The sequence below is a fragment of the Iocasia fonsfrigidae genome, assembly GCF_017751145.1.
In the GTDB taxonomy this organism is placed as follows: Bacteria; Bacillota; Halanaerobiia; order Halanaerobiales; family DTU029; genus Iocasia; species Iocasia fonsfrigidae.
Map to the genome: position 1 here is coordinate 2,819,037 of NZ_CP046640.1, position 20,412 is coordinate 2,839,448.

The 20,412-nt window shown below is 36.5% G+C and carries 21 protein-coding genes and 1 pseudogene; 6 read left to right on the top strand and 16 right to left on the bottom strand.

Going from position 1 to position 20,412, the window contains the following annotated elements:
* The first annotated feature begins 54 nt into the window (after positions 1-54).
* From GM661_RS13560 to GM661_RS13580, 5 genes are all read left to right on the top strand, one after another.
* The gene (locus GM661_RS13560; RefSeq protein WP_230867320.1) at positions 55-1,251 is read left to right on the top strand and encodes a quaternary amine ABC transporter ATP-binding protein; all 1,197 of its coding nucleotides are present in this window, start codon (positions 55-57) and stop codon (positions 1,249-1,251) included.
* Positions 1,244-2,062 carry an ABC transporter permease gene (locus GM661_RS13565; protein ID WP_125991102.1) on the top strand — a complete coding sequence of 273 codons (819 nt, stop codon included), beginning with the start codon at positions 1,244-1,246 and terminating at the stop codon, positions 2,060-2,062. The genes GM661_RS13560 and GM661_RS13565 overlap by 8 nt, the downstream gene beginning before the upstream one ends.
* Positions 2,063-2,130: 68 nt before the next feature.
* Positions 2,131-3,066 carry a glycine betaine ABC transporter substrate-binding protein gene (locus tag GM661_RS13570; protein WP_230867321.1) on the top strand — a complete coding sequence of 312 codons (936 nt, stop codon included), beginning with the start codon at positions 2,131-2,133 and terminating at the stop codon, positions 3,064-3,066.
* Positions 3,067-3,177: 111 nt separating this feature from the next.
* Positions 3,178-4,248 (top strand): stage II sporulation protein P, encoded by a 1,071-nt coding sequence (gene spoIIP / locus GM661_RS13575; RefSeq protein WP_230867322.1) that lies wholly within the window; start codon positions 3,178-3,180, stop codon positions 4,246-4,248.
* A 167-nt stretch (positions 4,249-4,415) separates the two neighbouring features.
* Complete coding sequence (locus GM661_RS13580) at positions 4,416-5,540, top strand: HEAT repeat domain-containing protein (protein ID WP_230867323.1); 1,125 nt, start codon at positions 4,416-4,418, stop codon at positions 5,538-5,540.
* A 74-nt stretch (positions 5,541-5,614) separates the two neighbouring features.
* Here the strand turns inward: GM661_RS13580 and GM661_RS13585 are convergent, their stop codons facing one another.
* The 10 genes and pseudogenes from GM661_RS13585 to GM661_RS13630 form a co-directional block, all read right to left on the bottom strand.
* Positions 5,615-7,864, bottom strand: a complete 2,250-nt coding sequence (locus GM661_RS13585; protein ID WP_230867324.1) for a glycoside hydrolase family 2 protein — start codon at positions 7,862-7,864, stop codon at positions 5,615-5,617.
* A 30-nt stretch (positions 7,865-7,894) separates the two neighbouring features.
* Positions 7,895-8,623 carry a carbohydrate ABC transporter permease gene (locus GM661_RS13590; RefSeq protein ID WP_407929673.1) on the bottom strand — a complete coding sequence of 243 codons (729 nt, stop codon included), beginning with the start codon at positions 8,621-8,623 and terminating at the stop codon, positions 7,895-7,897.
* Between the two features lie 78 nt (positions 8,624-8,701).
* Positions 8,702-9,569: pseudogene (locus tag GM661_RS19235) on the bottom strand (carbohydrate ABC transporter permease).
* Between the two features lie 425 nt (positions 9,570-9,994).
* Entirely contained in the window at positions 9,995-10,255 is a 261-nt protein-coding gene (locus tag GM661_RS13600) for an extracellular solute-binding protein (RefSeq protein WP_230867326.1), read from the bottom strand.
* A complete protein-coding gene (locus GM661_RS13605) occupies positions 10,224-10,580 on the bottom strand; it encodes a hypothetical protein (protein ID WP_230867327.1) in 357 nt (118 codons plus the stop codon). The genes GM661_RS13600 and GM661_RS13605 overlap by 32 nt, the downstream gene beginning before the upstream one ends.
* Positions 10,537-10,992, bottom strand: a complete 456-nt coding sequence (locus tag GM661_RS13610; protein WP_230867328.1) for an ABC transporter substrate-binding protein — start codon at positions 10,990-10,992, stop codon at positions 10,537-10,539. Before GM661_RS13610 ends, GM661_RS13605 begins: the two co-directional genes overlap by 44 nt.
* Positions 10,993-11,152: 160 nt before the next feature.
* Entirely contained in the window at positions 11,153-12,148 is a 996-nt protein-coding gene (locus GM661_RS13615; protein ID WP_230867329.1) for a LacI family DNA-binding transcriptional regulator, read from the bottom strand.
* 140 nt (positions 12,149-12,288) lie between these two features.
* Positions 12,289-12,729, bottom strand: coding sequence for a GNAT family N-acetyltransferase (locus GM661_RS13620; RefSeq protein ID WP_230867330.1), 441 nt, complete (start codon positions 12,727-12,729; stop codon positions 12,289-12,291).
* Between the two features lie 9 nt (positions 12,730-12,738).
* Positions 12,739-12,942 (bottom strand): DUF3006 domain-containing protein, encoded by a 204-nt coding sequence (locus GM661_RS13625; protein WP_230867331.1) that lies wholly within the window; start codon positions 12,940-12,942, stop codon positions 12,739-12,741.
* A gap of 7 nt (positions 12,943-12,949) precedes the next feature.
* On the bottom strand, positions 12,950-14,155 hold the full coding sequence (locus tag GM661_RS13630; protein ID WP_230867332.1) for an MBL fold metallo-hydrolase: 1,206 nt from the start codon (positions 14,153-14,155) through the stop codon (positions 12,950-12,952).
* Positions 14,156-14,571: 416 nt separating this feature from the next.
* Here GM661_RS13630 and GM661_RS13635 point away from each other — a divergent pair, with 416 nt between their 5' ends.
* Positions 14,572-14,793 carry a helix-turn-helix domain-containing protein gene (locus tag GM661_RS13635; RefSeq protein ID WP_230867333.1) on the top strand — a complete coding sequence of 74 codons (222 nt, stop codon included), beginning with the start codon at positions 14,572-14,574 and terminating at the stop codon, positions 14,791-14,793.
* A 79-nt stretch (positions 14,794-14,872) separates the two neighbouring features.
* Here GM661_RS13635 and GM661_RS13640 read toward each other — a convergent pair whose 3' ends face one another.
* The 6 genes from GM661_RS13640 to GM661_RS13665 form a co-directional block, all read right to left on the bottom strand.
* Positions 14,873-15,223: a four-helix bundle copper-binding protein gene (locus GM661_RS13640; protein ID WP_230867334.1), complete on the bottom strand. Its 351-nt coding sequence runs from the start codon at positions 15,221-15,223 to the stop codon at positions 14,873-14,875.
* 82 nt (positions 15,224-15,305) lie between these two features.
* Positions 15,306-15,806 (bottom strand): spore coat protein, encoded by a 501-nt coding sequence (locus GM661_RS13645; protein ID WP_407929595.1) that lies wholly within the window; start codon positions 15,804-15,806, stop codon positions 15,306-15,308.
* A 50-nt stretch (positions 15,807-15,856) separates the two neighbouring features.
* Positions 15,857-16,354: a BON domain-containing protein gene (locus tag GM661_RS13650; RefSeq protein ID WP_330165259.1), complete on the bottom strand. Its 498-nt coding sequence runs from the start codon at positions 16,352-16,354 to the stop codon at positions 15,857-15,859.
* 207 nt (positions 16,355-16,561) lie between these two features.
* Complete coding sequence (locus GM661_RS13655) at positions 16,562-16,933, bottom strand: ArsR/SmtB family transcription factor (protein ID WP_407929596.1); 372 nt, start codon at positions 16,931-16,933, stop codon at positions 16,562-16,564.
* 101 nt (positions 16,934-17,034) lie between these two features.
* Complete coding sequence (locus GM661_RS13660) at positions 17,035-19,236, bottom strand: heavy metal translocating P-type ATPase (protein WP_230867337.1); 2,202 nt, start codon at positions 19,234-19,236, stop codon at positions 17,035-17,037.
* 105 nt (positions 19,237-19,341) lie between these two features.
* Positions 19,342-20,139 (bottom strand): ABC transporter ATP-binding protein, encoded by a 798-nt coding sequence (locus GM661_RS13665; RefSeq protein WP_230867338.1) that lies wholly within the window; start codon positions 20,137-20,139, stop codon positions 19,342-19,344.
* Between the last annotated feature and the right edge of the window lie 273 nt (positions 20,140-20,412).

Here is a 20,412-nt window from a genome sequence, read left to right on the forward strand (position 1 = left end):
TTATTGGAAATATATTTTTAACAACAAACAAAATTAATCTTAAGGGGGTTACAGATGAATAAAATAGAAGTTAAAAACCTGTATAAGATATACGGTCCCAGACCAAAAGAGGTTATACCCCTCTTGAAAAAGGGATTAAACAAAGATGATATCTTACAGAAAACAAAACATAGTGTTGGTGTCAATAATATTAATTTTAATGCCAGAGAGGGTGAGGTCTTTGTTATTATGGGGCTTTCTGGCAGTGGAAAGTCTACCCTGATTCGTTGTATGAATAGATTAATCGAACCTACCCAGGGGGAAATCTTACTCGATGGTGAAGACCTGACAAAAATGGATAAGGAAGCATTACGGGAAGTACGCCGCCATAAACTGGCAATGGTCTTCCAGCATTTTGCCCTCTTCCCCCATAGAACAGTCCTGGAAAATGTAGAATATGGTTTTGAAATCCAGCATATCAAGAAGCCTACCAGGAAAGAAATCGCTTTACAGGCCCTAAAACAGGTAGGTCTTAAGGAATGGCATGATCACAAACCAGCCAACCTGAGTGGGGGTATGCAGCAGAGGGTAGGACTGGCCAGGGCACTGGCCATAGATCCTGATATTCTCTTAATGGATGAAGCCTTCAGTGCCCTTGACCCACTGATTAGAAGAGATATGCAGAATGAGCTGTTAAATCTCCAGTCTAAATTACACAAAACAATTATTTTTATTACCCATGACCTTGATGAAGCCCTTAGGATTGGAGATAGGATTGCTATTTTAAATGAAGAGGGACAAATTGTGCAGATTGGTGAACCTGAAGAAATACTTTCAAACCCGGCCAATGACTATGTAGCAAAATTTGTTCAAGGTGTAAATAGATTAAAGGTTTTAACAGCTGAAGATGTAATGTTTAGACCTGATGCCCTGATCCATCTTAAGGATGGGCCAAATATGGCCCTGAAAACCATGACCAGAGAAGGATTTTCCAGCCTTTATGTAGTCGATAGTAATAAAAAAGTTGCCGGTGTAATTGATATTGACAGAGCAGTGCAGGCTAAAAAAGACAGGAGTAAAAACCTGGATAAATACCTGGACAAGGATTTTGCCCAGGCCAAACCTGATACCCCCCTTACAGAATTATTACCCATGACCTCCCAAACAGCATATCCAATAGCAATTACAGATGACAGTAAAAGACTGTTGGGGATTATTGTCCGGGTAACAATTCTTTCTTCACTGGCAGAAGGGAGTGTTGCTGATGATTAATCTTCCAATTGGTAGTATTTTTGATATCCTGGTAAAATGGCTGAGTAATAATGCTGATTCCTTATTTGACTTTTTCTCTTCTATTATTGGTATCATTATAATCAATGTTGAGGGGCTATTACTGGTTATCCCCCCCTTACTCTTTATTATAATATTAGCAGCTCTGGCCTGGTATTTAGAAGGTAGAAACCTGCTGATTTTTACTGTAGTTGGTTTTATGATAATACTCAGCATGGACCTCTGGAGTGAAACAATGGAAACCCTGGCTATGGTCTTAAGCTCAGGAGTGGTTACCCTCAGTTTAGGTATTCCCCTCGGCATTCTAGCAGCTAAAAAGGACCTCTTTGATAAGATAATCAGGCCTGTACTGGATTTCATGCAGACTATGCCCAGTTTTGTTTATCTAATACCAGCTGTCATCTTTTTTGGAATGGGCATGGTTCCTGGTGTAATTGCTACAGTCATCTTCTCCATGCCACCTGTAATTAGATTAACCAATCTCGGATTGCGGCAGGTTGATAAAGAAGTAATTGAAGCAGCCAGGTCTTTCGGCTCTACCGGTAAACAAATACTCCTAAAGGTCCAGCTGCCCCTGGCAATTCCAACAATAATGGCCGGTATTAACCAAGCAATTATGCTCTCTTTATCTATGGTTGTTATTTCTTCAATGATCGGTGCTGGAGGGCTTGGAGGTATTGTCTTAAGGGGGATTACCCAATTAAAAATTGGCATGGGATTTGAAGGTGGTTTAGGTGTTGTCATCCTGGCTATCTTCCTTGACAGGATAACCCAGAGTTTTACATCTGAATAAAAACCATTAAGTATATTAATTAAGTCATATTATAAAGTAGTCAAAAAATATTAAATGGAGGTATTCTAATGAAGAAAACTAAATTATTATTAGGCATACTTGTTCTACTAATTTCACTTACTCTCTTTGTCGGCTGTACAAATAACACAAAAAAAGAACCGCTTGTCATGGGCGAACCAAACTGGCCAGGAATTTTAGCTAAAAACGCTGTTGCTACACATATCTTAAGTAATATCGGTTATGAGGTTGACAGAAAACAGCTGACAGACCCGGTCATCCATCAGGGGCTGGCAGATGCTGAAGTTGATATCTATCTAGGGTCATGGATGCCTTCTATCAAAGAATTACGTCAGGAATTGGGAGAAAATAATATTGACCTGGTAACCACCAATATGAATGATGGTCTCTATACAATGGCTGTTCCTGAATACCTCTGGGAACAAGGTGTGAGAACTTATAGTGACCTGAATAAATATGCTGATAAATTTGATTATAAAATGTATGTTGGTGAAGCCGGCTGGGAAGCATCTGAAATAATGAATCATGCCATCGATGAAAACATCTATAATCTTGGGAAATGGAAGGCAATTACTTCTACCCAGTCTGCCCTGATGGCCCAGATGAAAAAGGCCATTAATAATGAAGAATGGATGGTCTTTATTGCCTGGAAACCCCACTGGATGAACTATGTTTTTGATATAAAATACCTGGAAGACCCGGAACAACTCTGGGAAAGTGCTGAATCATGGGTAGACACACTTGCCAGAAAAGGTCTTAAAGAAGACTATCCCCAGGTCTATAAATTCCTGGAGCAGTTTATACCAGATGCCGAACTATCCAATGAATGGATCTATGAAATTGGCTACCAGGAGAAAGACCCTGATGATGTCGCCCGGAAATGGGTTGCTGAAAACATGGATATTGTTGCAGAATGGCTTGCTGGTGTAAAATCTGCCGATGGCAAAAAAGCCATTGATGTTTTAAGAAAAAATATAAATAAATAATAACTAATCAGCACTACCTTTATATCACCTGTAGTATTTTCTACAGGTGATATTTATAAATACACTTAAATCTGGATAAAATACCTTCTAGAATAAGTATGAGGAAAGGTAGTGAATATTTTGTCCAGAAAAATATTCCTTTTTACAATAATATTGCTTTTTACTTTACTGCCAGGTCATACATTAAATACTGCTAGTACATTTATTGAGCATATTGAAGATAGTGCAATTAATATCTATAAAGAAAATGGAAAACACCTCTTTTCCACTACCATGGAAGTAGTCAAAGGTGATCGATATATTAGTGAAGATAATTTTGAATATATTATTAAAGAGGTTACTGCCAATAAAGCAGTAGCTGAAAAGATAGGTAAAATAGACCTCCTGGCAGGGAACCAAGCTAAAAACCAGGGTCCTTTTGAACTAGCAAGTGTTAAAAACAAAACCGTAGCTATTTACCATACCCATAATGGCGAATCATATGAACCAGGTAAACATAATATTAGTGGTAAAGGTGAAATTCACGAAATTGGTCAAACATTAAAGGAATCCCTGGAAAAAATAGGTGTTAAAACAATTCATAGCGAAAACCTCCACCTACCACATGATGGTTTTGCTTATGAAAGGTCCAGGGCTACTGCTGTAGATTTAGCCAGAAAAAATCCGGGACTTATTCTTGACCTGCACAGAGATGGGGTCCCTGATAAAAACGAATACTTAAAAAAAGTAGATGGTAAGATAATTAGCCAGATTAGGATTGTTATCGGCAGACAGAACCCCAATAGTAGTGCCAATGATCAATTAGCCCGTCAGCTGAAGGCCACAGCTGACAGAACCTATCCCGGCCTAATTAAAGATATCTTTTATGGGCGGGGAAACTATAATCAAAGTATAGCCCCACGCTCCCTTTTACTGGAATTTGGAACCCATGTAAATAACAAAGGAGAAGTAACAGCAAGTGCCCAGCTCCTGGCTGAACCATTAAAAGAACTACTATATGGAGAAACTACTCCAGCAGGTGGTGGGAAACGAATATTCCGCAACCTATTCTGGATTATTTTAGCGCTTATTACTGCTCTTTTAGCTTATTTATTTATTAATGAAAAAAATTGGCAGGGTGTCCTAAAACGAATTAAAAAAATAATACCAATAGAAATACTAGACAAACTTGATGATAAATAATTATCATCTGTAATTAAAAAAATATAATTTCTCTGCAAAATACCCCAAAAAACCTGGTTTATACTAAAAAAGACCCTGGGGCTTATTTAAAATATAAGTAATTTATTGTATAATAAGAGTAATAAACAAAAAAAATACTATTATTATAGTGGAGAAGGTGAAATATTGTGGAAATCCTGCATAAGTCATTAATTAATTTTTCTCTTTTCATTCAAAAATACCCCTTATATTATTTTACTGCTATAGGACTATTCTTAATTGTAATGATTATTTTTTTAATAAGGAATAAATATGGTAGCAAACACAAGATTAAGAAAATAAAAACTTTACTATCTAAAACCCCGGATCAAGCCTTAGATAAAATCAGCAATAATAATTTAGACATTACAGCCTATTTTTTAAACGAGGAGAATCTATCTCCAGATGAATACATATTAATAAAGAAATACCTCTCAAAACCAGAACAGCTTAAGAAGATTTATTATAAAATCATATCCTCAGATAGTAAAGCACGGGAAAAAGAAATTCTCTCCGGGATCTCTATCCTATCAAAACTATCTGTGTCTCAAGCAGCCGACTATATTATAACCTTCCTTTATGAAGAAAACCCACTTATTATTAATACAGCGATCAAAAAACTGGCTAAGTTCAAGACAAATAAAGTAATTTACTCCTTAATTGAGTTCATAAAGTATAGTACTGATAGTAATGTCCTGAATAATTTAAAAGAATCACTTAAAAAAATGGGTAAAAAAGCCACAGATAAATTGATTCCCTTTATTTATGAGGCTGACCCAAGTACTCAGATATGGTATATTGATATTTTAGGTGAAGAACAGAATAAAGAATTTTATCAGGTCCTTCTTAATTTACTGGCTAGTGATAATCCAGAAGTAAAGATACATGTCCTGGAAAAATTAAGTGATTATGAGCTGTCAGACAAGATAATAGATAAGATTATAACCTTACTTGAAGATGAAAACTGGGGGGTTAGAAGCAAGGCTGTTAAAATTCTGGGAGAACTAGAAATAACTAAAGCAGCTCCCGCACTGGCCAGAAAAATGACTGATAAAAGTGGGGTAGTCCGTGCTTCAGCAACTGAAGCCCTATTCAACCTGGGCTATGAAGGTATCAAATATATCTTTGAACTGGCTAAAAAACCTGAAGCCCCTAAAGAAATAACTGATATGATCAAAAAACAGGATATTGCCTTTATTATAGAATCCCTGGAACATATCTATCAGGGTGATCGAGAACAAATCGAATCACTAAATACTAAATTAAGCTCCTAAAAGAGTAATGGCTCCCTGTAAAAATTACAGAGAGCCATTTCATTTTACCTTGACCAGTTAACCTGTTCTGTTGATTACATGCTAACAGGTACTATTTTCTCCTCTAATTTTCTACTCATAATGCTTATTTCAGCACTAAACTGGCCTTTGATATATCCCTTTAAGTTAATCTTTCCCGGCTCCCGTTTACTCTGGAGATAAACTGCACCACGCCCTGCTTCAAGAGTAAAGGGATTTTCACCAATCAATCTGCCAGGACCTTCTACTTCAAAGAAGACCGGGTAGTGGGCCAGGTGTAATGTCTGGTCTTGATCATCCTTCAACTCGATTACTACTCTGCTGAGGTCAGCTCCATCAGCCTTTATTTCTTTAAAATCAGGTTTTAGTAGAAGTTTTTCCGGCTGACCAAAGGGATAGATACTATGTCTGGCTATTTCTTTGCCAGCTATTTTACCAACAGCCGTTATGCTACCCACAGTACTGGCACCCCATTCCCACCATTTACAACCTTTAAAAACAAAGGGTGGGTGCGGCAGGGCCGGATAAGTAAGATAATCAGGTTTGTTAACTGCAAAAAGCTCTTTACCGATAAAGAGTTCAACCTCTTCACAATTGCCAAAGACTATTAGCTCATCCCCATAGTCCTCATTAAATGAAGGAATTAAATGACGGGCAATAAATACAACTGGATTTACAGCTGCTTCCTGCTGACTGCGGTAAAAGAAAGCTGCAAATTTGGGAAGCCGAAATACATCACAGACACCGTGGTAACAAATCCTATCTCCGGAACCAAAATCCTGATGTGTATTATAATCAAAGGCACACCAGCCACAGGCACCAGCAATATGAGGAACACGGTATTGTTTATCCTGAATTTGGGCATGTTTGACAGCATGTTTAATTAGTCTTTCTACACTATCATAGGCCTTTGTCGGGTACATATGCCCCATGAATTCTGTAATCATATATGGTTTTTTATGTGGAAATTTTATTTTTCCCTCTCGGTTTAACTCAAAATCATTATAGGTAAAGACATCCTCCAGAAACTCACTATCCCTAAAATTACGCACCCCGGCTGTCGGCCGGCTGGGATCAAGCTGATGGGCTAATTTATTTGTAGCTAGATAAAAATCATTATCATCAGGGGATTCATTTATTCTAACACCCCAGAGAAAGACAGAGGGGTGGTTACGGTCCCTGATAATCATTTCCTCCAGATTCTGTAAAGAAAGTCCTTTCCACTCCTGGTCACCAATATGCTGCCAGCCGGGTATCTCCTCAAAGACCAATAAACCAATCTCGTCACATCTTTCAAGGAAAGCAGGGGAAGGTGGGTAGTGTGAGGAACGAACAAAGTTTAGACCCAGTTCATTTTTTAAAATGTCAACATCTTTTCTCTGTCCCCTGACTGGCATAGCATTACCAAGATAGGGAAACATCTGGTGCCGGTTTAAACCCCTGAGTTTCAGGGCTTGATTATTAAGATAGCAAACCCCATCTTCTCTGAACTCTAATTTTCTGACACCTATTCGACTCTCTATTTTATCAATTAAACAATTATCAATATAAATTTCACATACAGCCTGATATAGATAAGGATTATTTATCTCCCAAAGTCGGGGGTTTTTTAATTCCAGTTCCCCTATTTTAATCTCCTGTGCACCTGCTTTTATGGTCTTTTCTTCCTCGTGGTAGACAAGTTCATCCCCCCTATCATCCAATATCCTGGTACAGATTTTTACCTTTTCAACCTTATCTAAGCTATTAATAATCTCAAAGGAAGGTCTTATAATCCCCCTGGTCTGCTCTACCTCTTTTAGCTCCCAGAAAGCCCAGTTAAGGTAGATAGGATTAACAACCTTAACACGTACATCACGATAAATCCCTCCAAAAAGAAGATAATCTACTACATTTCCTTCTGGTGGTATATCCTTTCGCTGGGTAGAATCAACCCTGACAGCCAGTAAATTCTCTTTAGCTAGTTCGACATAATCAGTAATATCAAAGGAAAAAGGGGTATACCCACCTTTATGTTCTCCAATTTTGTGACCATTAAGAAAAACCTCTCCGGCACTCATTACACCATCAAATTCCACTAACAGGCGTTTGTTTTCATATTCTTTGCCTGGATAAAAAGGACGGCGGTACCAGGAAATAAATTGATATTCCTTTTCCAAAAAATAATGATGAGGTAAAAGTTTATTGCTGTGAGGCAGGCTAATTGCCTCCATTTTCTCGTTATTGAACCTCAATTCTTTGGCATCCTTTATATCCTCTGCCATAAAAAACCAATCTGTATTTAGATTTAAAACCTCTCTAGACATCTATTAATTACCTCCTCTTTGTCCATATTCCTATTTGATAGAACTTATAATTCCCTCAGCAAAGTTTTTCTGTAATACTAAAAAGATGATCACTGTCGGTAGGATACTTATACTAACAGCCAGCATTAAAACACCATAATCAATCACATAACCTGATATTAGGTCTGCAATCAATAGGGGCATAGTTTTACTTTCATTTTTCTGCATAATAATCAAGGGCCATAAATAATTATTCCAGGCAGTCATAAAGGTAATGACAGCTGCAGCAGCATAAGTAGACTTCATGATAGGTACATAAAGCCTGAAAAATATCCCCAGTTCTCCCATACCTTCTATTCTTGCTGCCTCAATAATTTCACGGGGGAAAGACCTGGTACTCTGCCTGAATAAAAAAATTAAAAAGGCTGTTGCTACAGTTGGTAAAACAAAGGCAATTGTTGTATTTAATAGATTGGCATTGCCAAACATCATAAAAAGTGGAATCATAATCACTGCAAAGGGAACCATCATGGAAAGCAGCAGAATATTCATCAACAGGTCTTTTCCCCGGTCATGATATATCTCAAAACCATAACCTGCAATCGAACATACCACTAGACTGGCTATTGTAGCGACTGCTGCATTTCTGAATGAATTCCAGAGAGCCCTCATAACATTGGTATTTGCTGATAGTATCTTTAAATTCTCCAACAAATAACTGCCAGGTATTATTCGCCCACCAAGTATATCTACACTACTATTAGTAGCTGAAGCCAGCATCCACAAAAGGGGAAATAAAGATACAAATGATGCAATACCCAAAAAATATATTTTACTGCAGCATTAAATCCTTTTTCGTCATCTCTGATCACCTACCTTCATCTGCATAAAGGCCAGAATAGCAACTAAAATAAAGATAACAAAGGCAATAGCCGCTGCATAGCCAAATCTTGGTACATATTCAAATGACAATTTATATATATAATGGGAGACAGAAAGGGTGGCATTTGCTGGACCACCATCTGTCAGGTTTTTGGTCTCATCAAAGAGCTGTAAAGTACCATTAGTAGACATAATAGTAGTCAATAGTATAATCGGCTTTAATAATGGAATAGTAATTTTACGAAACCTGGTAAAGGCACTGGCCCCATCTATTTTAGCTGCTTCATAGACAGAGGGGTCTATATTTTGTAAACCTGCCAGATAAAAGATCATATTGTATCCCGTCCACCTCCAGGTAAGGGCAATAACAATTAGAATCCTTGCTGTCCACGGCTGACCTATCCAGTTAATCGGTCTGCTAATTAGCGATAAATTCATTAAAATTGTATTTACAAATCCATCAAGGGCAAACATCGAACGAAAAATAATGGCATATGACACCAATGAAGTTGCACAGGGTAAAAAGATTGCTGTTCGGAAAAATCCCCTGAATTTTAGACTTTATCATTTAATATGTTAGCCGTATCAAAGCCAGTATAATCATTAGAGGAACTTGTAAAATTAAATAAATAAACACATTACTCAATGATCTCTTAAATAAACTATCAACAAATAACCTCTTATAATTAAATAATCCAGTAACTTCATATTGGCACCCATCCCTGTCTGGAAAGACAATATAAAGGCCCGGATTATCGGGTAAAAATAAAAGATAAAGATTAAAATTGTAGCTGGTTATCACAAATCCCCAACCAATTATTTTCCGTCTCCTTGTAAGATTCATACTCTTGATTCCTTTTTCTTTTTTGCATTAAAACCGGGGTATTCATTAAGTTCTTCCCTCCCTTTATTCAATTAACTGATATTTTATGATGGTGCTGTAAAACAAAATTTTTGTTTTACAGCACCAGTAACCCTATATAATTACCACATTAAAAACTTGGACTGTCTTCTTCTGCCTCTCTCAGGGCAGTATCTATATCAGTTCCAGAAATAATCTGGGTAATAGCAGTACCAATAGCATCCCTTGCTTCATAATTTATAAACACCATAATTTACCTGTGGTACCTTGGCGGCAAAATCAGTGATATCAGCATAAATTGCCTGACCCCCAAAAAAACTCATGTGGTTCATTATAGACATCACTATCACCAGCTGGCAAATAGGTAGCCAGAGCACCTGAGGAAGGTAGAATAGTCTCATACAATTCTACACTCCCAGCAAGGTGTGCTTCAAGAAATCCACAGCAATCTCCTGGTTCTCAGAATTGGCCAGAACCATCCAACTTGAACCACCCTGATTACTATAGTTAACAGCCCCTGCTGCCTTATCAAGTCTTGGTACATTAGTAATCCTCCACACACCTTTCTGTTCTGTCTGAGGTGTAATTGAACCAATAATCCAGCAGCCATTAATTGTTCCAGCAACAGTACCACGGTTAAATGAACATAATATACTGATCCCAGTCATTTACTTCAACTACCACACCACTCTTAACCAGTTCTACGTAAACTTCAATTACCTCTTTTAAAACATCATTTTCAGTGATATATACCTCACCATGATCATCAAACATCCAACTGCCGGCACTCTGCAGCATCAACATTAGAAAATCTGGCTCGCCAGCTACAGCAGAGGCCAGGGGTTTATCGGTCTTGGCCAGGACATCTTTACCTATTGCTATATACTCAGACCAAGTAATATCTGTTAGGTCATCCAGGGTATAACCCGCTTCCTTCAGAATATCTCTCTTACTGCATAATAATGGCAGCCCCATTATCAAATGGCACAGCATAATTTTTGCCATCAACCATAGTAAGAGCTACCTTGAAATCAGCAAAACTGGAAAAATCAATTCCTGAATTTGTTATATCTACAAATGTATCAGGGAAATTGATAACATTTTTCATCAGTGCATTATCCTGCATAAGTAAGATATCAGGGAGTGTATCGGTCTGCCCCCCACTTACTGCTGTTGTCAGTTTTGTTTGTATATCTTCCCAGGCTGTTTCGACAACATCAATTTTTACATTAGGATTTATTCCCGCATAAATTTCTGCTGCCTCTTCCATAGCATAGATATTAAATGATGGGTCCCAGCACCAGACTGTAATTGTTACATCGGCACCTGCCCTAACTGCACAAGTGCTCACAGCACCTATCAGCACCATAAATAACACCAACAATAAAGTTATAGATTTTTTCATACTTTTTCCTCCTTTAAAAATATTCTGTTAATTTTTGTCTCACCTATTGACACCCTTTAGACATTATCAATAATTAACCACCCCCAAAAGAAATCCGACAAAAATCCTTCATTTTTGAAACGTTTCAAATTTAGTCTAAAATAATATATTTATATAAAAGCTATTTTATGCTGGCAGTAGATTTTCGAATTACCAATTCTGTCGGAAAGTTAATTTCCATATCACTTTCTGCAGGCCTCTCTCCTACAATAAGCTTTAATAGCAGTCTAGCAGCCTTATCCCCTATTTCTGTTTTGGGAATATTAATGGTGGTCAGTGGTGGATTATAATGTTTGGACATACGGATATTATCAGTTCCACAGACAGAAATATCCTCAGGCACCCTGAGCCCTTGCCCTACCAGTAACTGAATCATTTTTATAGCACTTTTATCATTATAACAGACAAAAGCAGTTGGTTTGCTCCTAGACTGTAGTATATTATCAACTACTTCATCAACAGAGCTCATTGGATAATAAACGTATTTGGGGTTGTAAAGCCCATGTTCCTTCATTGCCTCTTTATATCCTTCAAACCTTCGAGGGCTGTGACTGCCAAAGCCAATTTTTTGATGGCCCAGCTCAATCATATATTTGGTTGCCAGATAACCCGCTTTTTTCAGGTCTGTCTTTATTACCGGAATCAAATTACTCCCAAAATCCTGACTATTAATATTAACCACCGGAATATAATCCACTGCCAGTTCCTCTAACAATTGGTAATTGTCCCTGGATAGGTTTTCCTGGGAAGTAAAAATAGCACCATCTACCATCCCACTTTTAAAAAGGTCTATATAATGGGCCTCTTCTTCTGCCTTACCATCAGTACTACATAAGATTACATTATATCCCTCTTTTTTTACAGTATCCTTTACCGCCTGAGCCAGCTCAGCAAAAAAGGGGTTAATAATATGAGGAACTACCAGACCAATGATCTTTGTGGACTGCTTTACAAGAGCCCTGGCCCTGGCATTAGGAATATATTTTAAATCCCGGGCAACTTTACGTACCTTTTTGTAGGTATCAATATTTACTTTTTCACTATTATTTAGTGCCATTGAAGCTGTACCAATAGATACTCCTGCCTTTTTTGCAACATCTTTTAAAGTAACTCCCATAGTTAATCCTTTCTGAATTAAATTTGAAACGTTTCAAATGATTTTATTATAATATATCAAAAATAACCTTAAAAATCAAGAAAAATCTATAATTAGAATTATACAAAATACAATATATTGAAATTATACAAGATTTATTTTTAAAGAGTTGCTGTCATTTTTATATGCTCAATCCCGGCCTCTTGAAAAATATCCCCATTTGTTTCAAAACCAAGTTTCCTATAGAAATCTACCGCATCCACCTGGGCCTCCAAAACCAATCTAGAACAGTTTCTTTCATCAGCTATAGCTATTATTTTCTGACATATCTTCCTGCCTATTCCCTGTTTGCGCCAAGATTTTGCAACTGCAACACGTCCAATCTTACCATAAGAATCATTAAATATAACCCTACCACAGGCAATCACCTTAGAGCCCTCCTGGGCCAGGACATGCACAGCAGCCTGATCATAACTATCTCTTTCCAGAGCAGGGTCTATCCCCTGTTCTTCAATAAAGACCTCTTCTCTCAAAGCCAGTACATCCTCCAGGTCAGTTTTACTACTTACTTCTTTAATAATTATTCCCATCTTTCTCTTCATCTCCTTCATTCATTCAAAAAGACCATCACTAAATTTTTGCATTTCTTTTTTCCTATTTTGACTGGCATCTTTATTAATTTCTATGCTAAGTATATCCCCTTCTCCAACATCAACCGGAAGGGCCAGTCTGGGAATATCAAAGATTACTATATCATCCCCTTTACTAAATTCAATAACTGCTTTATCAGCCTCAAAACGGTCAATAATTAACACCTGGTCATCACTCCTCTCTGGGAAACCTTGATACTAATTGACCTGATGGAGCATATAAAACAGCCGGGTCTCCATCATTATTCCAGATATAAGAATTATTCCACAATATAACACCCGGCTGCTCTGCTTTAGCCCCTCTTCCACTTACAACTTTCAACTGACCCTGAGCTGGTATCTCTGTCCCTTTAGGAAAGATATATTCCTGGCCACCTACCTCACTGACTAATTTCCAGTTTGATAGATTAACAGTATCAGCAGTGTTATTTGAGATTACAACACTCTCCACAGAGCCTGTTAAAGTTACCATGGAAAGATAAACTCCAGTATCCCTTAGCACATTACTATCCATTACTAATTCTTCTTTATTAAATTTGATTTTATTACCATCACTACTGGCAATAATAGTCCCCTGCCTGTCTGTTCTATAGATCTTAATGTTATCTCTCTGCAATCTGTCTATAATAAGCTGGGAGGGATGACCGTAGCTATTATCCTTGCCGACAGAAATAACAGCATACTGTGGTGCTACAGCCTTCAGAAATCTTTCGCCTGTAGAAGAACTGCTGCCATGGTGAGCCACCTTTAAAACATTTGCCTTTAAATCCAGCTGCTGCCTGAGTAGTTCATTTTCAACCAGCCCTTCTGCATCCCCGGTAAACAAGTAAGTAGTATCACCATAAACCAGTCTTATTACTACTGAATAATTATTTAATTCATCATAGGAATCCCGGCCTGGTGAAAGTATAACAGCCTTTAAATCTATATTATCATCATTAAATATTGTTTGTCCAACCTGAGCGGCAGATATTTTTAAACCATTATCCCTGATAGCCAACATTAAATCTTCAAAAGTTTTACTGCTATGGCTAACCTTGGGCATAAATACCCTGCCTATATCAAATTCATTAATTATATCATCAAGTCCACCAATATGATCCTCATGGGGATGGGTCCCGATCAAATAATCAATCTTATTGTTCGATTTTTTAAGTCCTTTAATATAGTTTATTATTAAAGAACCATCCCCATTATTTCCACCATCTATCAACATAGTCTGACTATTGGGGAGCTGGATAAAAATCGAATCAGCCTGTCCCACATCTATAAAGTGTATGATTAAGCTGTCAGCAGCCGCATTGCTTATTAAAATTGATAGAGATAAAAGTAGAATTATAAATACTGGTATTACTATATTTTTCTTTACTCTAAACACTATTAAATTACCCCTTTTTTAAATTATTGTTTAAGCTTATTATTATGTTTACTATTAAATTTATAACATATTATCACAAGAAATACAAAATTATAAGCATAAAATTTGCAAGTAAATATCTCTATCTATCCCTACTAGTGATTATTTCTGACAAAAATTGCAGACCATCTCTAAAACCAGTTTTATAGGACAACGCCTTTAAAATCATTTTCTAACATTAATTAAAACATATCTCAGTTATATAGGGCACCAATATGCCTATTTATCATTTATAATTATTATTTAGACTTTATATTATAAAATTATCTTTATCAATATTATATAATTATAATTATTATAAGTCAAGTTAGTTTATTTTAGTTTATTGTTTTGTAGTTAAGTATTTATTATAATAATAATAAGGACGTGATACTATAATGATAAGACTTAAAATCAAAGATCTATTAAGTAAAAAAAATAAATCTACTTACTGGCTGACTAAAAAGACTTCTCTTACCTCTCCTGCAATTTATAAAATTGTCAAAGGTAATACTGAAGGCATCCAATTTAATACTTTAGAAGAAATAATGCAGGCCCTGGAGATTACTGATTTTAATGAGATACTGGAGATAATCCCTGAGAAAAAGGCTAATATCTGAAAGTCAAAATAAAAATAGAATTTAATCATAAAATAAAGATAACCCTGTCTGGACATCCCCAGACAGGGTTATCTTATTCTTAAGACTGTACCATATTACGACATTCTGTAGCACAATCACGGCAGACCTGGGCACAGGTTTGACAGTGATTATCTTTAAATTCATTACACTCAGCAGCACAGGCATCACAGATATCAGCACATAATTGACATATTTGACTAGCAAATTGACTATTACCAGCCATGTATTTTGCAGAAACAGAACATATCTCAATACAGTCCTTCAACATTTCCATACACTCAATTCTGTTAGCAACATCTGGTTCATGTAAACAGGCATCCAGGCAAAACTCACATTCAACCATACACTTATTACAAATCTCAATACACTTCTGATATCTATCCATATGGGTCTGCAAACCAACGGTCATATTAATCCTCCTTTTTTTTTAGTATTATAGATATTATTTGAAAAAAAGGTAATAAATATACTGTGCTATAAATTTAAAAAACCTATTGTTGGATACTAGATATCCCACTATTCTGCATATAATTTAGGATACCTTCTCCATGTTGTTGTTCTTCTTTTTGAATATGATTTAAAACATTACGAATATCGGAGTCAGCAAACTCAAAGATAGCAGTATCATAGGTCCCTGAAACATATTTTTCTGTCATTAACAAATCATTACATAGCTTAGCATCGTTTTGATTTGACATTCCAGTCTGATTACCTTTATTTTGCACAGCTTGTTGATTACTTTGTTGTTTAGCCTGCTGGTTCTGAACTCCCCCACCCATCTGGGGAACAGAACCACTCAAAATTTGATTAATTGTGTTTAAATGCTGTTTTTCTTGACCAGCATAAGTGTTAAACATATCTTTTAACTGAGGATCCTGAGCCTGACCTGCATAATTTGTATACTTTTCAATACATATTTCTTCATGGGTTTTCTGATCCTGTAAAAGCATTTTTTCTTTTTGGCTAAGATTCACATTAATCACCTCATACATATTTTATCTTTTATTTCTTTTTATATACATTAAATAAATTTTATAAATGCTTATTCTTCTTCATCATTCCTCACCTGGCTATGAAAAATATCGTCTACACCCTCATTTCTAGCATTAGTACCTACCTTAATTTGATTCTCTACAGCTATTACACCCCGGGCCTTAGCCGCTGTATTTTCAGCTTCTTCTTTTAATTCGCGCTGATCAACCTGCCCCGAAAGGTGAACTTTACCCTTATTTACTCTAATGTTAATTTTATCCTTCAATTCGGGATTATCTGCTATTTCTTCAGCAACTTCCAGCAAACTATCATCATCAGTTACTGCACCATCAGTACTTACACTAACTGCCATTTCAATCTTTTTATTAGCAGTCAGAGCATTTAATAAATTTTCTGTATATTTTAGCTCATCCAAAGTATCTACTATACCAGTTACTATAATATCTCCAGCTGCCTCTTCAACCTTTATTCCATAAGAACCTATATTCCTATCCCTATCAATTTTTTCCTGTAGGTTTTTTATACTATCTGTTTTTTTTGTTTTAATTTAATTCACCTTCTTTACTATATTTTTAACTATTAATCATACTTTTTAAAAACATCTGCTTATTTCTACTAAGTAGGGTGGTTCACTATAAATAATTTTATTTATTTATATTTTGGCAAAAAAAAATCCCCTACCCACCTGCTAAATATTCACAGACAGATAAAGAGATTTTTTTTGTTGTTCTTCTTTTTGAATATGATTTAAGGTTTATTTATCTTCTAGAACATGTTCTAACCCCTGACAAAATAGAGTTAAAACATGGTCATCATCAAGGGAATAATAAACAGAACGACCCTCTTTACGGAATTTAACCAGCTTGTTATTTCTTAAAACCCTTAATTGATGAGATATTGCAGATGAACTCATCTCCAGCAGTTCAGATAGATCGCAAACACATAATTCCCGCTCTTTTAAGGCATAAAGTATTTTAATTCTGGTAGGATCACCAATAGTCTTAAATATTTCGGCTAAGTCATAGACTACATCTTCCTTGAGTTTATTATCCTCCATTAATCCAACAACCCGTTTGTTAGGATTAAAGACCTCACATATATCACATATTTTATTTTTGTCTTTCATATTATAACATCCCCTCTAGTCGGGTATGACGGGTTACTACTCCTTTTAGTTATATCACTGACTTTCCATCTTTCTTATTATATTCTATTATATAGTAAAAATCAAGGATTGCGACTAATCCTCATAGCATTTAATACCGCCAGTAAAGCAACACCAGCATCGGCAAATACAGCTTCCCACATAGTAGCTATACCTAATGCCCCCATAATCAGCACAATTCCCTTAATTCCCAGGGCAAAAATAATATTCTGCCAGATTATTTGTCTGGTTTTATGGGCAGTATTAATGGCCGTAACCAGTTTAGAAGGTTCATCTGTCATTAATACTACATCTGCTGCTTCTATAGCTGCATCAGATCCCAGTCCTCCCATAGCCACCCCTATATCTGACCTGGCAAGTACTGGTGCATCATTTATTCCATCACCAACAAAAATTAGTTTATCTTTTTTGTCCTGTTTTTTTAATAATTCTTCAACCTTTTCGACTTTCTGAGCTGGTAATAGTTCAGCATAATAATTGTCAAGACCAAGTCTTTTAGCAATCTTTCGGGCAACATTTTCCCTGTCTCCAGTAAACATTGTTATTTCTCGTATACCAGCCTGTTTCAATGCCTTTATCGCCTTAAGTGAATCATCTTTTAGGTGATCAGCTATAGTAATATAACCGGCATAAACATTGTCAATAGCTATATAGACAATCGTAGCTTCCGTAGCTTCTTCAGTAACTTCCTGGTAATCAATCTGTTCCTGGTCCATCAGCTTATTATTGCCGACCAGTACTTCCTGCCCATCTATCACCGCTTTAATACCACGGCCGGAGAATTCCTGATAGTCTTCTATTTTATTATTGTCAATTTTATATTCACAGGCTTCTATAATAGATTTGGCAATTGGGTGTGTTGAGTGACTCTCAGCATAGGCTGCCTTAGTCAGGAGTTCATCTTTACTATGACCATTATATGGCTTTATTTTGCTGACAACAAATTCACCTTTCGTCAAAGTACCGGTTTTATCAAAGACAATCTGTTTTACATCATTTAAAGCCTCTAGATAGTTACCACCTTTAACCAGGATACCCTGACGGGAAGCCCGGCCAATTCCCCCAAAAAATCCCAGAGGAATAGATACTACCAGTGCACAGGGACAGGAGACAACCAGAAAAATTAGAGAACGATAAACCCAGTCAGAAAAAGATGCCCCTGTTAAAAATAGAGGTGGTAATATTGCTATAGCCAGGGCAGAATAAACTACTACTGGTGTATAATAACGGGAAAACTTTGTAATAAACTTTTCAATAGCAGCCTTCTTTGCAGTAGCATTTTCGACCAGGTCAAGAATCTGGGCCACCGTTGACTGATTATATTCTTTGTTGACTTTTACAGTCAGTAAGCCAACCTTATTAATCATACCACTGAGTATCTCCTCTCCGCTTTTAACCCGGCGAGGTACAGATTCACCTGTTAAGGCAGAAGTATCTACCAGAGAACTCCCTTTCAATACCTTTCCATCAAGAGGCACTCTTTCACCAGGTTTAATTACTATAATATCTCCTGTCTGGACATCTTCCGGAGCAACCTTAATAGTTTCTTCTCCCCATTTTAGGTTAGCATAATCAGGTCTAATATCCATCAGATCCTTAATCGAACGACGAGAACGGTCAACCGCTTTCTCCTGAAACATCTCTCCCACCATATAGAACAACATTACTGCTACCCCTTCAGGAAACTCCTGAATAGCAAAAGCACCTAGTGTTGCTATACTCATCAAAAAATTTTCATCAAAGACCTGACCCCTTTTTATATTTTTAAATGCTGCTATTAATACTGGACTGCCAATTAACAGATAACTTGAACCAAAAAGAAGGTATTTAAGATAGAAAGTAAACCTAGACAACCCATTCGTTAGAATAGGAACCTGCAGAAAAATTAAGGCCAGAACAAAAATCCCTACACCTGACCAAAATCTATACTGATAATTACTTTTCTTAGTTATATCAGTATTATCTTTAGCCCTTTCTTTTTTAGATGTATTGTTTTCCTGCCGAAGAGTCCTTTTTCCCTCTTTTTCCACTTTAACCCCATTCTCAATCTTATTAGCTATAAACTGTAATTCCTTATCCATGTTTTTTGTTCTTTCACTGCCTTTAATTATTATCGTAGAGACAGCAAAATTCAACTCTGCTTCTACTACATATGGCAATTCCTGCACCGCTTTTTCAATTTTAGCTGCACAACTGGTACAGGCTAACCCCCTAAGAATATACTTTGTTTTAAACTCATTTTTTACTAGTACCGCTTCTGCCATAATATTTTTCCTCCCATAATTCATTTAAATATATGTTTATTTGAATAATTGTTCATATATAGTATATAACAATTAATAAAATTTGTCAATTAAAATTATTAATCCTTATTCCTCAATCTGACTATTAATAAGATCCAAGATTTCGTTTTTAATATCAAAGTAATCCTCTTTATAAACTACATCTTTTGAATTATGTTCAAATATTTGATGAGTAAATCCAACATTAAACTCCTTTAGTATTGTCCCTGGCCGCTTGGACATAACAACAATCCTCGTCCCCAGGCATAAGGCTTCATCAACATCATGGGTGATGAAAAATATGGTAGTATTATTATCTTTCCAGATATTACGAATCAAATTCTGCATATTATTTCTGGTCAAAGCATCTAAAGCCCCAAAGGGCTCGTCCATCAGAATTACCTGGGGGTAGTTGGCCAGAACCCTGGCCAGTGCTACCCTCTGTTTCATGCCTCCTGAGAGTTCAAAGATGAATTTATCACCAAATCCAGCCAATTTAACCTGCTCCAAAAAATAGGCCCTGATTTCTTCAATCTCTTCTGCTGGAAGACCTCTCATTTTAGGGCCAAACTCTACATTATCCTTTACACTCATCCAGGGGTATAGGGTTGAAGACTGAAATACAACCCCTCTATGCCAGTCAGGTCCTTCAATAGCTTCTCCCTGCATAAGACAATTTCCCTCGGTAGGTTTAATATAACCAGCCATAGTTTTTAAAAGCGTACTCTTACCACAGCCAGAAGGACCTAAAACACATAAAAACTCCCCCCGTCTAATCTTCAAGTTTATGTCTTCTAAGGCCAGAATTGAATCGTCCCCTGTTCCATATGCCAGTTTTAAATTTTTAACATCTATTAGAATCTCCTGTTTTTCTTCATCTACCATATAGTTTATTCCTTTCTGAATTAAACTCAAAGTTAACTACTTATCATAAATCAAAATCAATATATTTACTGGACGACTCTAGAAATTGTCTGGAGGCATGGAACTTGGCCTCGATGGCCTGATACTGAACCGTCCTTGCGTAATAAAAAGAGGGTTCAGTGAGCCGAAGGAGAATTTCTCGATAGTAAGCGAAGGTAGGACACCGCAGCGCAACCTCAATTTTCTTGTACGGTCTACTTAAATGCGGAGTGCCTGCGGTACACGACCAGAGAA

What these genes read in the sequence shown, in the direction of transcription:
- GM661_RS13560 (WP_230867320.1), top strand. Translation starts at nt 55, where the DNA reads ATGAATAAAATAGAAGTTAAAAACCTGTATAAGATATACGGTCCCAGA.
- GM661_RS13565 (WP_125991102.1), top strand. Translation starts at nt 1,244, where the DNA reads ATGATTAATCTTCCAATTGGTAGTATTTTTGATATCCTGGTAAAATGG.
- GM661_RS13570 (WP_230867321.1), top strand. Translation starts at nt 2,131, where the DNA reads ATGAAGAAAACTAAATTATTATTAGGCATACTTGTTCTACTAATTTCA.
- GM661_RS13585 (WP_230867324.1), bottom strand. Translation starts at nt 7,864, where the DNA reads ATGTCTAGAGAGGTTTTAAATCTAAATACAGATTGGTTTTTTATGGCA.
- GM661_RS13590 (WP_407929673.1), bottom strand. Translation starts at nt 8,623, where the DNA reads ATGCTGGCTTCAGCTACTAATAGTAGTGTAGATATACTTGGTGGGCGA.
- GM661_RS13600 (WP_230867326.1), bottom strand. Translation starts at nt 10,255, where the DNA reads ATGACTGGGATCAGTATATTATGTTCATTTAACCGTGGTACTGTTGCT.
- GM661_RS13605 (WP_230867327.1), bottom strand. Translation starts at nt 10,580, where the DNA reads ATGCTGTGCCATTTGATAATGGGGCTGCCATTATTATGCAGTAAGAGA.
- GM661_RS13610 (WP_230867328.1), bottom strand. Translation starts at nt 10,992, where the DNA reads ATGAAAAAATCTATAACTTTATTGTTGGTGTTATTTATGGTGCTGATA.
- GM661_RS13615 (WP_230867329.1), bottom strand. Translation starts at nt 12,148, where the DNA reads ATGGGAGTTACTTTAAAAGATGTTGCAAAAAAGGCAGGAGTATCTATT.
- GM661_RS13620 (WP_230867330.1), bottom strand. Translation starts at nt 12,729, where the DNA reads ATGAAGAGAAAGATGGGAATAATTATTAAAGAAGTAAGTAGTAAAACT.
- GM661_RS13635 (WP_230867333.1), top strand. Translation starts at nt 14,572, where the DNA reads ATGATAAGACTTAAAATCAAAGATCTATTAAGTAAAAAAAATAAATCT.
- GM661_RS13640 (WP_230867334.1), bottom strand. Translation starts at nt 15,223, where the DNA reads ATGACCGTTGGTTTGCAGACCCATATGGATAGATATCAGAAGTGTATT.
- GM661_RS13645 (WP_407929595.1), bottom strand. Translation starts at nt 15,806, where the DNA reads ATGTATGAGGTGATTAATGTGAATCTTAGCCAAAAAGAAAAAATGCTT.
- GM661_RS13655 (WP_407929596.1), bottom strand. Translation starts at nt 16,933, where the DNA reads ATGAAAGACAAAAATAAAATATGTGATATATGTGAGGTCTTTAATCCT.
- GM661_RS13660 (WP_230867337.1), bottom strand. Translation starts at nt 19,236, where the DNA reads ATGGCAGAAGCGGTACTAGTAAAAAATGAGTTTAAAACAAAGTATATT.
- GM661_RS13665 (WP_230867338.1), bottom strand. Translation starts at nt 20,139, where the DNA reads ATGGTAGATGAAGAAAAACAGGAGATTCTAATAGATGTTAAAAATTTA.